12 protein-coding genes and 1 pseudogene are annotated in these 13697 nt (G+C 67.6%); 9 read left to right on the top strand and 4 right to left on the bottom strand.

Features of this window, described 5'->3' with window-relative positions; translation table 11 throughout:
* Positions 1-178: 178 nt before the first annotated feature.
* A complete protein-coding gene (locus ACWPXK_RS18030) occupies positions 179-2194 on the bottom strand; it encodes a heavy metal translocating P-type ATPase (protein ID WP_454197291.1) in 2016 nt (671 codons plus the stop codon).
* Between the two features lie 93 nt (positions 2195-2287).
* Between ACWPXK_RS18030 and ACWPXK_RS18025 the strand changes: the two genes are divergently transcribed.
* Positions 2288-2650, top strand: coding sequence for an ArsR/SmtB family transcription factor (locus ACWPXK_RS18025; RefSeq protein WP_364333400.1), 363 nt, complete (start codon positions 2288-2290; stop codon positions 2648-2650).
* Between the two features lie 19 nt (positions 2651-2669).
* Here ACWPXK_RS18025 and ACWPXK_RS18020 read toward each other — a convergent pair whose 3' ends face one another.
* Entirely contained in the window at positions 2670-3077 is a 408-nt protein-coding gene (locus ACWPXK_RS18020; protein ID WP_454197290.1) for a MerR family transcriptional regulator, read from the bottom strand.
* Positions 3078-3126: 49 nt separating this feature from the next.
* Here ACWPXK_RS18020 and ACWPXK_RS18015 point away from each other — a divergent pair, with 49 nt between their 5' ends.
* From ACWPXK_RS18015 to ACWPXK_RS18005, 3 genes are all read left to right on the top strand, one after another.
* Positions 3127-4008 (top strand): NAD(P)-dependent oxidoreductase, encoded by an 882-nt coding sequence (locus tag ACWPXK_RS18015; RefSeq protein ID WP_454197289.1) that lies wholly within the window; start codon positions 3127-3129, stop codon positions 4006-4008.
* Positions 4009-4491: 483 nt separating this feature from the next.
* Complete coding sequence (locus ACWPXK_RS18010) at positions 4492-5478, top strand: EamA family transporter (RefSeq protein ID WP_454197288.1); 987 nt, start codon at positions 4492-4494, stop codon at positions 5476-5478.
* A 230-nt stretch (positions 5479-5708) separates the two neighbouring features.
* On the top strand, positions 5709-6911 hold the full coding sequence (locus ACWPXK_RS18005; RefSeq protein ID WP_454197287.1) for a hypothetical protein: 1203 nt from the start codon (positions 5709-5711) through the stop codon (positions 6909-6911).
* Positions 6912-6926: 15 nt separating this feature from the next.
* Here the strand turns inward: ACWPXK_RS18005 and ACWPXK_RS18000 are convergent, their stop codons facing one another.
* Positions 6927-7265 (bottom strand): MmcQ/YjbR family DNA-binding protein, encoded by a 339-nt coding sequence (locus tag ACWPXK_RS18000; RefSeq protein WP_454197286.1) that lies wholly within the window; start codon positions 7263-7265, stop codon positions 6927-6929.
* 137 nt (positions 7266-7402) lie between these two features.
* Here ACWPXK_RS18000 and ACWPXK_RS17995 point away from each other — a divergent pair.
* The 3 genes and pseudogenes from ACWPXK_RS17995 to ACWPXK_RS17985 all read left to right on the top strand — a co-directional run.
* Positions 7403-7619: pseudogene (locus ACWPXK_RS17995) on the top strand (carboxyl transferase domain-containing protein); the annotation flags it as partial.
* 109 nt (positions 7620-7728) lie between these two features.
* A complete protein-coding gene (locus ACWPXK_RS17990; protein WP_454197285.1) occupies positions 7729-9177 on the top strand; it encodes a lipase maturation factor family protein in 1449 nt (482 codons plus the stop codon).
* Positions 9178-9465: 288 nt separating this feature from the next.
* Positions 9466-10419 carry an NAD(P)H-binding protein gene (locus tag ACWPXK_RS17985; protein WP_454197284.1) on the top strand — a complete coding sequence of 318 codons (954 nt, stop codon included), beginning with the start codon at positions 9466-9468 and terminating at the stop codon, positions 10417-10419.
* 55 nt (positions 10420-10474) lie between these two features.
* Here ACWPXK_RS17985 and ACWPXK_RS17980 read toward each other — a convergent pair whose 3' ends face one another.
* Positions 10475-11485 (bottom strand): SDR family NAD(P)-dependent oxidoreductase, encoded by a 1011-nt coding sequence (locus ACWPXK_RS17980; protein WP_454197283.1) that lies wholly within the window; start codon positions 11483-11485, stop codon positions 10475-10477.
* Positions 11486-11752: 267 nt separating this feature from the next.
* Between ACWPXK_RS17980 and ACWPXK_RS17975 the strand changes: the two genes are divergently transcribed.
* Together ACWPXK_RS17975 and ACWPXK_RS17970 are read left to right on the top strand one after the other, a co-directional pair.
* Positions 11753-12970 (top strand): sensor histidine kinase, encoded by a 1218-nt coding sequence (locus tag ACWPXK_RS17975; protein ID WP_454197282.1) that lies wholly within the window; start codon positions 11753-11755, stop codon positions 12968-12970.
* Positions 12967-13617, top strand: coding sequence for a response regulator (locus ACWPXK_RS17970; RefSeq protein WP_454197281.1), 651 nt, complete (start codon positions 12967-12969; stop codon positions 13615-13617). Before ACWPXK_RS17975 ends, ACWPXK_RS17970 begins: the two co-directional genes overlap by 4 nt.
* Positions 13618-13697: the final 80 nt, after the last annotated feature.

Here is a 13697-nt window from a genome sequence, read left to right as displayed (position 1 = left end):
CCGAGCGCGAGAAGCCGTGACCTAGCGCGCGGCGAATCGGCGGTGAACGGAGCGGTCCTTCTGACGGGACCAAGGTGCGGCAACCTGACGGGCATGTCCCGCCGCCCATCTCAACACCGCGGCCGTTCACTCCAAGGCGTGCGTGGTGCCGCATCCCAGCCGACGTTGCGCGGCAGGATCAGCCGCGATCGGTCCGGTCATCGCCGGGTCCGGTGCGGTCCCGCGTTCCGGCGGCGCGTTCCCAGGCTGCCCCGCGCAGCATGCGCAGCCCGTTGAGGCCAACGATGACCGTCGATCCCTCGTGTCCGGCGACGCCCAGCGGCAGGGGCAGGGTCCCGACGAGGTCCCAGACGACGAGCACGCCGATGAAGGTGGCGGCTATGGCCAAGTTGGCCACGACAACTCGTCGCGCCTGCCGCGCCAGGGCGATCACCGCGGGAATCGTGGTGAGGTCGTCCCGAACCACGACGGCGTCGGCGGTCTGCAAAGTCAGGTCGGCTCCCGCGCCGCCCATCGCAATGCCTACCTCGGCGGCGGCAAGGGCTGGAGCGTCGTTGATGCCGTCACCGACCACGGTCACTTTTTGTCCGTCGGCCTGTAGTTGCCGCACCGCGGTCACTTTGTCGTCGGGCAGTAGTTCGGCCCGGACATCGGTGATGCCGACCTGGGCGGCGAGCCGGTCGGCGGTCGCTCGGTTGTCGCCGGTCAGCAGTACCGGCGCGGTGCCGGTCAGTTCCGTGGCGGCGCGCACTGCCGCCGTCGCTTCCGGCCGAAGCTGGTCGGTGATGGCCAACACTCCGATCGGGAGCTGCTCGCAGATCACGACGACGGCGGTGTAACCGCTGGTCTGCACCGCGTCGACGGTGGCGCGCAATGCCGCGATTCCGGGAGAGCTGTCGGTTTCTGGTCTCACGGTGGCGGGGGAGCCGACACCGATGAGCCGATCGCCGACGCGGGCCGTCACGCCGCGACCGGGATGGGCGGTGAACTGGGAGATCTCGGGCAGGCTGAGGCCGCGGACGCGGGCCGCGCGTACGATAGCCGCCGCCAGCGGATGCTCGCTGGGCTGCTCGGCGGCCGCCGAGAGCCGCAGCACCTCCGCATCGCTGAATCGCATATCCAGGCAATGGATTTCGATGAGCTCGGCCGCGCCGCGAGTCAGGGTGCCGGTCTTGTCGAACGCGATCCGCTCGGTGGCGCCGAGCTTTTCCATCACCACCGCGGATTTCACCAACACACCGTGGCGGCCCGCGTTGGCGATTGCCGCCAGCAATGGCGGCATCGTGGCCAGCACGAGCGCGCAGGGGGAAGCGACGATCATGAACGTCATCGCCCGCAACAGCGCACGCTGCACGGTGTCCCCGAGCAGCAGTGGGATGGTGAACACTGCCACGGTGACCACGACCATGCCGATCGAGTAGCGCTGTTCGACCTTCTCGATGAACAGCTGGGTGCGGGCCTTGGTCTGCGCGGCCTGCTCGACCAATGCCGCGATCCGAGCGACCACCGAGTCCTGCGCGCGGCGCTCCACGCGAATACGCAGGGCCCCGGTGCCATTGAGAGTCCCGGCGAACACCTCGTCGCCGACGGTTTTGTCGACCGGCAGCGGCTCACCGGTGATGGTGGCCTGGTCGACTTCGCTGCCACCGGAGATCACGGTCGCATCCGCGGCGATCCGCTCACCGGGCCGCACCACGACGACATCCCCGACTCGGAGCTCAGCGGCGTTCACCGTCTCTTCCGCACCGTCGCCGGTCACCCGGTTCGCCGTGTCCGGCGTGAGGTCGAGGAGTCCGCGCACCGAGTCCTCGGTCCGGGCGGTGGCCAGTGCTTCCAAGGCACCGGAGGTGGCGAAGATGACGATCAGCAAAGCGCCATCGGTGATCTGACCGATCGCCGCCGCACCGATCGCCGCGACGACCATGAGCAGATCGACGTCGAGCGTCTTCTCCCGTAACGCCCGCAATCCCGCCAGTCCCGGTTCCCACCCGCCGGCGGCATAGCAGGCCAGATACAACGCCCACCAAAGCCACTGCGGCCCACCGGCCAACTGCACCGCCAGACCAACCAGAAACAACACCACGGCCAGGGCGGCCCATCGAACCTCGGGCAGTGCGAACAACCGGGTCCGGCGCACCGGCACCAGACCGGGTGCGGGGTTCGGTCGAGTAGGCGCGAGCGTCGGCGCGGCCACGATTCACCTCCAGGACAGCCATGAACAGACCGCCCGACCATATCAGAAGATATGAACAGGTCTTCATTTGTTCCTGGAGTATGCTTTTCCACTATGGGACACGGCGTCAAAGGCAGAGACCGGCTTGTCGCGCGCCTGGATCCGGAGTCCGCCCATCACGTGGCGACCACCTTGCAGGCGCTGGCCACCCCGAGCAGGTTGATGATCCTGACCGAACTTCGCCAAGGCCCGCGATCGGTGAGCGCACTGGCCGACGCGATCGGGATGGAGCAGTCCGCCGTCTCCCACCAGCTTCGGCTGCTGCGCCACCTGGGATTGGTCACCGGAGCCCGCACCGGCCGCAGCATCGTCTACAGCCTCTACGACAACCACGTCGCCCAACTGCTGGACGAGGCGATCTACCACAGCGAGCACCTGCGCCTCGGACTGCCGGACCGTCCCGAGACCGCCGGTTGACCGCCAGCACCCCGGATGGTCAGGCGGGGACAGGCTCCAGGTCAGCATCATCGAAGGGCGGATAGCTGTCGCTGCTCATTCGCTCGGCCGCATCAATGTAGATGGCAAGAGCGTCGCGGGATCGAGCAAGCTTGTCCATCTGATCGTTCAGTCGCTGCAGCCGTGACCGCATCGCGGCCAGCAACTCCGGACACCCGAGCAGTTCCGGGGCCTCTCCGACCGCACAGGGCAGCAGGTACGCGATGTCCTCGGACGACAAACCGGCACCGAGCAGGTGCCGGATCTGCTTCACCCGCAGCACGGCGTTCTCGTCGTACTCCCGATAACCGTTCGCGCCGCGCTCTGCCTCCAGCAGGCCTTGGGCCTCGTAGTAGCGCAACTGGTGAGCGTTGACGCCCGTCCGACGACTCAGTTCTCCGATTCGCACCAAAACCTCACTTGACCTTCACACCGGTATCAACGTTGACGATGCTGCCATGAACAAAACAGATACACCCGTGACAGTCATCGGACTCGGACTGATGGGCCGGGCACTCGCCGGCGCGTTTCTCAATGCGGGACATCCCACAACCGTGTGGAACCGCACGACCGCCAAGGCGGACAAACTGGTGGCCGAGGGTGCACGGCTGGCGGCAACGGTTGGCGACGCGCTCGAGGCAAGTTCCCTGACGATCATCTGCGTCACCGACTACCAGGCCATGCACGAGTTGCTCGGCGCGAGCGATATCGACCTGAACGGCACGATGTTGATCAACCTGACCTCGGGCAACTCCGCCCAAGCCCGGGAAGCCGCCCAATGGGCCGAGCAGCGCGGCGCCCATTACCTGGACGGGGCCATCATGGCCATCCCGTCGGCGATCGGGACCGCCGAGGCGGTGCTCCTGCACAGCGGGCCGCAGTCGCACTTCGAGGCACACAAGCCGACACTCGACGCGCTCGGCACCGCCACCTACCTTGGTGCGGACCATGGGCTGGCGTCCCTGTACGACGTGGCGGGCCTCGCCATGATGTGGAGCGTCCTGAACGCCTGGCTCCAGGGCACTGCCCTGCTCAGGACGGCCGGTGTCGACGCCGCAACGTACGCGCCGTTTGCGCAGCAGATCGCTACCGGCGTGGCCGAATGGCTGCCCGGGTATGCCGAGCAGATCGACAGCGGCTCCTTCCCAGCCGAGGTGGCGACGCTGGAGACCGACGCGCGGGCGATGGCACACCTGATCAAGGAGTGCGAGGCGGCCGGTGTCAACGCCGAACTGCCGCAGTTGATCAAGGCGATGGCCGACCGCTCGATCGCCGCCGGACACGGTGGCGAGCAGTATCCCGTGCTGATCGAAGAGTTCGGCACATCGAGCAACGACTGACCGATCCCGTCAGCTTCCAACGCGAAACCCAAACGGTGCGATCGTCTTTGTGCCGCACAGCACAGCGCCGGACACATCTCGCAACATTTCTACCGGGTTCTGGCAACCAATCGGCCGACAAATCGTTGCTTAGCAAACCTACCGTCTTCGGCTGTGACACACGGCTGCGCGCAGCGCACAACGCCCCGAGACCGTCCACCCTGGAGTGGACCCGCCTGAATCGGGGTCCCTTGCCCGCCCAGGTCGGCACTGCCGCGAATCCGGAGCCGACGCCTCGCTACGACCCAGCACAGCCGCGGGCCTAGCACGTGCGCCTGGGCGGCGAGCTGAGACGCCGTCGGAAATCACTGCTACGCGAAGCGATTCACGCGCCTCGCCGATCCATGCGGATCGGCGAGGCGCGAGTGGTCCGAATGCTGCTCGCGCACAAACACATCCGCTTACGCACCCGGGCGTAAGCGCGTCCCCGAAACGGAGCAACACGTGGTCGTCAGTCCTGTCCAGGACACCCCCGCACGCAGCGCGCCGCGCTTCTCCCCGCAACGCGGCGGCGTGCCCACCTCGCTACTGGTGGTCGTCGCGATGGTCAGCATCCAGCTCGGCGCGGTCGTCGCCAAACATCTGTTCTCGATCGCCTCGCCCACGACTGTCGCGTGCGCCCGGATCGTGCTGGGCGGTGTGTTCGCCATGCTGTTGTGGCGGCCCGCGCTGCGGGTCGAGCGCACAGCGCTGCTCCCGATCGCCGGGCTCGGCGTGGCCATCGCGGGCATGAACCTGTGCTTCTACGCGGCGCTGGACCGCATTCCACTGGGTATGGCGGTGACCATCGATTTCCTCGGCCCACTCACCATCGCGCTGCTCGGCTCGCGGCGCTGGCGCGACGCGTTATGGGTGGCGTTCGCGGGCGCGGGCGTGCTGCTGCTGGTCGACACCGAAGGACCGCTGTCGTGGAGCGGCGTGCTGTTCGCGGTGGCCGCCGGTGCGGGCTGGGGTGCCTACATCGCGTGCAGCGCCGTGGTCGGCAGGCACACCGCCGGGCACGATGGATTGGCCTTGGCCATGGGATTCGGCGGGCTGCTCGCGTTGCCGTCAGTGATCGCGAACGATGCTGCGCTCCTGCTCGATCCGGTGTTCCTGGCCGGGGCGGCGACGCTGGCCGTGCTGTCGTCACTCGTGCCGCACGCGATCGAGCTGGAGGCTCTGCGCCGGATCACGCCGGCGTCGTTCGGCGTGATGATGAGCTTGGAACCCGCGGTGGCCGCGGGAGTGGGACTGCTGCTGCTCGGCGAGGAATTGCAGGTGGTGCAGTGGCTGGGGATCGGCATGGTGATCGTGGCCTGCGCCGGGTCGGCACGCGGTCCCGTCGATACGCAGTCCGGGACCGGCCCGGGGAAGCGCGCGAGGCCATCGCGTTCCAGGGGGGTGAACAAGGGCCCAATTCGGGAGTACTCGGCATCGGAGCTTCCGTGAAAGTCAATGTCACGCAGCGGGTTTTGGTGCCGCTGCCAGCGGCGCCGCGATTTCGTCGAATGCGCGCGACTCACCTGGCCTCCATTGAAACTTGGACTGTCAGTGAGATAAACAACATCAAATCTCGGTGAACTTTTCGCATCTACCGCTGGGTACGTGATCGAATGCTCTGCAACTGACGTCGAACCCGCTGTGCCGGCACGGGTCCATGGATCCAGGAGGTTGTAGCTGTGGTCGACGCGAGCGTGCCCACGCTACGTCCGTCCGAGCTGGAAGAATTGGCCAAGCGTGGCGCCGTTCCCGACGGCCCTACCCGGCAGCTCGGATATCGACAAGCTCCCGATGGGCCTACCCGGCGGCTGGGACATCGACAGGTTCCCGATGGCCCCACCCGGCAGGTCGGCTATCGACAGCTCAGAGCCCGGCCGTCACGTATGGTCACTTTTGCCGAGGCGGCCGACGAGCAGTTGCCGCAGATCTCCGACGGAGACGTCACCACGTTTCGAGCGGACGCCTACCGGAGCCTGCCGTCCGACGAGTTCGCGCGCGTCGACGCCGTTTACACCCAAGGAATCCGAGCGACCTGCCAATGGCTGGCCGAGCACAGCGGGCAGCCGTGTCACCACGACCTCGATCAGCACGAACGCAATTGGGTCGACCCACTCGGCGCCGGTCTCGCCGCGCACATGCTGACAGTCCTGCAACCGCGCCTGTCCCTGCCGGACCGCCTCCATCAGGGTTCCGGCGGCGGCTTGGTCGACGAGTGGAACGACATCCTGAGCTTGTACCGGTTCCTCGGCGGTCTCGTCGCCGACAGCCCCAGCCGCGGACACACCATCACTCGTCTGCGCGGCGCGCAAGCCGCATTCCTGCTACACGGCCTGCGCCTGGATCTGCCGCCGGATCTCGCGTACTCGGTCGGGCCGGGGCTCACCACGATCCCCGTCGATCACGAGATCATCACCCGGATTCGTACCAGGACCGACAACCCCGTGGACGCCGCCGCGCTCGCCACCGCGCTGTTCACCGGCGCTACCGCAATGGAACTCAACGCGATTCCTTGCGTCGCCCTCACCGCGGACGCGCTGATCTTCAACGGCCCGATCGGCTACGCACACGCTCCCGACCTGTACGTATGGGTGATACCACCGTTGGCGCGCCCGCTGCTCTACGATGCCCGCATCCATCGGGAAGCGCACGACACACTGAACAGCAAACTGTTCGCCGGCGCTGTCGGTGGAGCGGGCTTCCGCCTGCGCAAAATCGCCGCGGCATGCGAGGTGACCCTCCCGGACCTGTACCACTGGCACCACAGCTGGATACGACAAGCCGGACTGCTCCGCATGTCCGAACAACCAACCCCGGTTCGCAACACCGATCTGCTGTTCGGCCTGAGGCTCGCCGCCCGCCCTCGCCGCCGCCGCGCGCGCTGACGCCGCGCGCGGCACTCACCCCGCGTCGTCGACCAGAGCCCGAGGGGCGGCTTGCCGCCAGGAATCGAGGACGATGGCTTCCAGCTCGTCCCGGTCGTCCAGCGCGGCGAGACGCACACGGACCCAGGCGTTGTTGGCTTCGTGCGCGGCGATCCAGAACTTGTCCGGTTCGGCGACGACGAGTTCGTCGCGGTCGGCGATGGGACAGCGGACCGCCATCGAGGACTCTGCCTCTGGAAGCGTGAGGAACAACTTGCCCGCGACCCGGAAAGTCGGCATCCCCCAAGTGAACTGTTCGGATGTTTCCGGCAGTGACAGGGCAAAGGCGCGGGCATCGTCCCCAGTGGCACTCATACGCTGAATCCTTCCAGGCATCACCGACGCTCCCGAACGTGCTCAGGAGGAATCAACGCTGAATTCTGGCATGGCGCGAGTGGCGATCGGACAGGTCCGCATAGGGCTCTGTGCCAACGTGCGCGCCTCGCCGCTGTGACCGCGACTTCCACGAAATCCGTTCCGCCACGGCGGCGAACCTCATCACCGGCTTCACCAGGGGCGACGGACGCAGTGTCGGCGTCGTCGCCAACCAGCCACTGGTCCTCGGTGGCGCGGTCGACGCGAAATGCCTTCGGCCTGCCGCTCGTCTTCGTCGTGGACACCCCGGGCGTGCTTCCCGGCGTCGAGGAGGAGCGCAACGGCGTCATCGAACCCGCACGCACCCGTCTCGAAATCCGGCATCCGCCCCGGCTTCGCGCGCTATCGGGTTAAGGTAGGCGGAGGTGGGTTACGAACGTCCGCGGTCCGAGGAGTTGCGGGCATGGAATGGTTCACCGCACCCGAATACTGGTTGGGCAGGCAGGTACTGACGCGCGGTGCCGCAGCCATCTATCTGATCGCCTTCATCGCGGCCGCACGGCAGTTCCGGGCGCTGATCGGCGAACATGGGATGCTGCCGGTGCCGCGATTGCTGGCGCGGCGGTCCCCTCGGGAGCTGCCGAGCATCTTTCATGTCCACTATTCGGACCGATTCTTCGCCGCGGTCTGCTGGATCGGCGCCGCGCTGTCCGCGGCGATGGTCGCGGGCCTGGCCGATCTGGTGCCGTTGTGGGCCGCGATGCTGCTGTGGCTGATGCTGTGGGTCCTCTACCTGTCGATCGTCAACGTGGGGCAGGCGTGGTATTCGTTCGGCTGGGAGTCCCTGCTGCTGGAGGTCGGCTTCCTGGCGATCTTCCTCGGCAACGACCGCACCGCGCCGCCGGTGCTGGTGCTGTGGGCGACGCGCTGGCTGCTGTTCCGCGTCGAGTTCGGCGCCGGCCTGATCAAGCTGCGCGGCGACCGCTGCTGGCGTGATCTCACCTGCCTGTACTACCACCACGAGACGCAGCCGATGCCCGGGCCGCTGAGCTGGTTCTTTCATCACCTGCCCAAGCCGTTGCATCGAGTCGAGGTCGCGGCCAACCATGTCGCTCAACTCGTCGTGCCTTTCGGCTTGTTCGCTCCACAGCCGGTAGCGAGCATCGCCGCGGCCATCATCCTCGTCACCCAGCTGTGGCTGGTGCTGTCCGGAAACTTTGCGTGGCTGAATTGGCTGACGATCATCCTCGCTGGTAGTGCGATCAGTCAGTCCTCGGCGGCCGCGGTGCTGCCGGTACCCACCCCGCCCTCGCTGCCGGGAGCACCGCCATGGTTCGCGGGTCTGGTTATCGCGTTCACGGGGCTGGTGGTGTTCCTGAGTTACTGGCCCGTGCGCAACATGATCTCCAGCCACCAGCTCATGAACCGGTCCTTCAACCCCTATCACCTGGTCAACACCTACGGCGCCTTCGGCACTGTGGGCCGGATCCGCTTCGAGGTGGTGATCGAAGGAACCGAGGACCCGACGATCACCGAACAGACCGAGTGGAAGGAATACGAATTCAAAGGAAAACCCGGCAACCTGCGCCGCCTCCCGCGGCAATGGGCCCCATACCATCTGCGCCTGGACTGGCTCATGTGGTTCGCCGCCTTCTCACCGCATTATGCGCGGGAATGGCTCGGCCCGTTCCTGGTGCGACTGCTGGAAAACGATCGGGCTACCGTGCGTCTACTCCGGTGCAACCCCTTCCCCGAGTCCCCACCGCGCTACGTGCGCGCGCAACTGTATGAGTACCGCTTCACCACGCCCCGGGAACTGCTTCACACCCGAGCCTGGTGGCATCGCACGCTGGTCAGTCGATACGTCCCACCGCTGACGCTCGCTGACAACCGCCACCTCGGCGGAGAATGACGGGGCGCGCCGTCGGGCCGGTCCGATACCGCGTCCCATTCGATCGAGGCGGTGCTTGCGGCGGGACCACGAAGTCTTGACGGAAGTTCACAGCGCAGCACGGTCGGCTACCGCGCCGTCCCGGGCTTCAGCGGCAGTAGCGCGGATGCGCCCTCGATGTCGCGAGTTGCTACTGTCGGATCAGATCCGCAACCGTGATTCCGCGATCAGCGCGGCGGCCGACAGTTCCGCCGCACCGAAGTCGATCAGGCGCAAGATCTCCAGCCGACTACGACGGAGGATCTTGTCATGCGCCAATTCGACTGTGCGGCAGCTGAAATGGACAATCTCTACCTGGTGACGGCCGTTTGCCCGCGCAAGGGCGAAGGCGCCGGCCCGACCGGAATCGTCGGCCGAAGCCTGGCACGCCAACTGCTGGCCGCCGAAGGCAGGGTGCGCGTGCTGGCCGAGCCGGGCCAGGACGAAGGCTGGCCGGCGGACGTCGAACTCGTGCGCGGGTCAGTTACCTCACCTGCGGACTGCGCCGCGGCATTGCACGGTGTGGAAGCGATGTTCCTTGCCGGCGCGATCCCGTCCACCGTGAAGGATGTCCTGGGCCTGGCGAAGGCGGCCGGGCTGCGCCGCATCGCCTTGCTCTCCTCGCACGGACCCGAATACGAGCAGGAATACCCGCCGGAAACCTGGTTCTGGCTCGCGATCGAAAAAGCCGTGGAGCGCTCCGGAATTGCGTGGACTCACATCCGCCCCTCCGCGGTGATGGGGTCCGCCATCGAGGGCACCTACCCCGCCACAGGTTCGGACTGGCCGGAAACGATCCGAGGCGAGGGCGTCGTCCGCGAGGCGTTCGCCGAGACCGGCCACTACCCCTTCATTCACGAGCACGACCTCGCCGCCGTCGCGGCAGCGGCACTACGCACCGACAAGTACACCGGCACCATTCTCGAAGCCGTAGGCCCACCACTGAGCACCCGCTCCCGAATCCACAGCATCGCCAGGGCTATCCGGCGCGACGTCGACATCGTCGAACTCACTCCGGACCAGAGCCGCACGATCTGGCGCCGTAACGGCTGGCCACCCGGTGCAATCGATGTCACGCTCTACGCATTGCGGGAGTATGCGATCCACCTCGCGGCCCTCACGCAATGGACTCGCGATCAGCAGCCCAGCGTCCAAGAGATCATCGGGCGGCCGCCACGCACATTCGACGAATGGGCTGTCGAACACGCCGATCTGTTCCGCTGACCGCACGCCCACTACGCCGCGGTTCCTCATCCGAGCGCGGACACCGCGCACGCACCTACGCGTGCGCGGTCTTTCCGCCGTCGATGACGAGCTGCGCTCCGGTGAGGTACGGGTGTTCCGGTGAGGCGAGGGTGAGGGCGAACGACGCGATCTCCTGTGCGGTAGCCAGTCGGCCGAGGCCGGGTACATTACTGCCCGCCCACTGCTTCATGAGCACCTGCCAGGCGTCGTCGGGCAGGCTCTCCATGCCCGCCGCACGGCGCACCAGTTCGGTGTCGGTGGTGCCGGGTACCAGCGCGTTGACCCGGATGCCGTCAGCGGCGTAGTCGAGTGCGGCGGACTGAACCAGCCCGACCAGACCGCGCTTGCTCGCCGTGTAAGCGCCGCGGCCGGAGTCGGTCGCGAGGGCATTACTCGACGAGGTGACCACGATGGTGCCGCCTCCGCTGCGAATCAGATGCGGCACTTCGTATTTGATGGCCAAGAACGTGCCGCGCAGGTTGGTGTGCACTACCCGATCGAATTCCTCGGCGCTGTACTCGTGCAGCTTCTTCTGAATCGTGATGCCCGCGTTGTTGAACGCGACATGCAGTCCGCCGTAGGTGTCGACCGCCGCGTCGACGAAGGCGCGGACTTCCTCTTCGACCAGGACGTCCGCCCGGAAGTAGGTCGCCTCCCCACCGGCCTCCCTGATCTCGCGTTCCACCGCACGCCCGCGCTCGGTTCGCCTTCCGCAGAACGCGACGCGCCCGCCTTCGGCGGCGAACAATCGTGCGGCCGCGGCGCCGATTCCCGAGGTCGCCCCGGTGATCAGCACCGTCTTGTTCTCGAAGCGCCGCAGCACTGAAGCCGCGAGCGGCGTCCGGACCGCGGCGTCCGGAGGGTTCGAATCCGCCCCCAGCGCGATCCCTCCGGCCAAGCCCGCGGCCGCGCCGACCGCGAGACCCGACGCGGCCGCGACCGTGCCGAGCAGTTTCCTGCGGCTGGGGCGCGGCAGCGCGTCCGGCTCTCGGTCCGCCGTCTCGCGGGCCGGATCGGAAGGGATGTGCTGATCGTCGTTCGTCATGGCACCACTGTCGCGAGGTTGCCATCGCCGCGAATCCGCCATCGAGCCCGAGGTTCCGGCCGCGAGGAGGACCCGCGCTCGTGCCGGGGGAGGAGTTCGGCGGCGAGCATGCCGACGGGAATGCCGGGTGTGGTTGTCCGACCGAATTTCGGCGTCGGTCGTCGCGCCGCCGTATCCCGATGGTGATCGCGCCTGGACCTGACGGATGAGGCGTCTCCTCCCCACGGAGGAATCGGGCCGCCCCGGCCGCCCGGCATGATGGTCGGCATGTGGAAAGCTACCGGTGTGTCCCGTGGCGTCGAGTCTTGGCTCGACGTGCGGTTCGTTCCGGTGCGGCTCGTCCTTCTTGCGGTGGCCGCCATCGGGTGCCTGCTCTTCTTGGTCGACGGCGCGAGCGCGGTGGACTGGACGATCGCGATGGCTGCGGTCGCGGTCGCTGCCGTGGGAGTGCGCCGGCCGTTCGTCACCGCGTTCATCGTGGCGGGTCTGTTGTTGCTCGGATTCGAGTTCGGCGACACCGGCCCGGTGGTGCCCAAAGTCGCGGCCGCCATCACGCTGGTCGAGCTGTCGGCGCGTCGAGGCGGGTGGCCTGCGCTGGTCGCGGCGGGCGCGGTAGCCGCCGCCTATGTACTGCACCCGACCGGTGATCTCGCCGCGAACGGCTACCGCGCGGTGGTCATGGCGGGCGCTCCACTGCTGATCGGCGGCCTGCTGCGCGCGGCACGGGAGGGTACGGAGCGTGCCGAACACGAGGCCCGCGAACTCGCGCGACGGCGGGATAGCGAGGTGGCGGCGGCGCGGGCACTCGAACGCACGGCTATCGCCAGGGAACTGCACGACCTGATCGCCCATCATGTGTCCTCGACGGTGCTGCGGGTCGGCGTGGCCAGGCACGCGTTGACGGACGCGCCGCCCGTCGCACTGGAAGTGCTCGACGACATCCACGCCAGCGGCAAGGAAACGCTAGCCGATCTGCGCAGGCTGGTCGCCATACTGCGCGATCCAGCGATGGCGGGCGAATCCTTCATCGCACCCGCGGACCTTCCCGCCGCGCTCGACGCGGTCGTGACTCGCGCGCGCCAGCTGGATGTCACAGTGACCGCCACGGTGGACGACGAGGTCACCGTGGTCGACGCGGTGCTGGCGCTCACGCTGCTGCGGCTGGCGCAGGAGGGGATCGCGAACATCGTCGAGCACGCCGGGCCGGGTACGTCGGCAACGCTCACCGTCACCGTGCACGGCGCCGAGGAGGTTCATTTCTCGTTGTGCGACAGCGGATTTAGTGCCGTTTCGACGCCCGGACGATCCAAGGTGGCGCCCGCCGGACACGATGAGAACCGTCGAGTACCTGGCGATCACGGCCTCGGCCTGATCGGGCTGCGCGAGCGCGTGGAGCTGCTGGGCGGCGAGCTGACCGCGGGGCCTTCCGGCCCTGGCTGGCTGCTCGCCGCGGGTCTGCCCCTGCGTGGCCGGGTGGTCTCGTGACGGTCCGGATCCTGCTCGTCGACGATCAGCAGCTCGTTCGCGCCGGTTTGCGCATGCTCTGTCAGACCGACGACGAACTCGAGGTAGTGGGAGAGGCCGCCGCGGGCGCGGACGCCGTCCGCCTCGCCGAACAACTGTGCCCCGATGTCGTCCTCATGGACCTGCGCATGCCGGGGATGGACGGAATCCGGGCCACCGCGGCGATTCTCGCGGCCCGCCCCGCCACCAGGGTCCTCGCACTCACCACCTTCGACGATGACGATCACCTCTATCCGGCCCTTGCCGCGGGCGTCTGCGGTTTCCTGGTCAAAGACGCCGCACCGGCGGAACTGCTGCACGGCATCCACCGCGCCGCGGCCGGTGACCACCCGTTCTCGCCCGAGGTCCTGCGCCGCGTCGTCGATTCGGCCCTGGCACATCACACGCCCGCCGCACCGGAGCATCCGGACCAGCGCGCGCCGCAGGGACTGACTCCTCGGGAGACGCAGGTACTCGCGCTCGTCGCCGATGGCCTCGGCAACGCGCAGATCGCCGAGCGCCTGCATCTGGGTGTCACCACGGTGAAGACCCACATCACCAACCTGATGACCAAAACCGGCGCATCCAACCGAGTTCAACTCGCGATACTCGGCGTTCGAGGGCGCTGAGCCCGGCGGCTTCCCGCTCGGCCCGGACCTGGATCCCACCGTCAGCATGCTCGCGTTCCTGCTGATCCATTTGCCGCTGT

Source organism: Nocardia sp. Marseille-Q1738, from assembly GCF_965283145.1.
The sequence above is the reverse complement of the archived record's forward strand: the minus strand, read 5'-3'. Positions and strand labels throughout refer to the sequence as shown.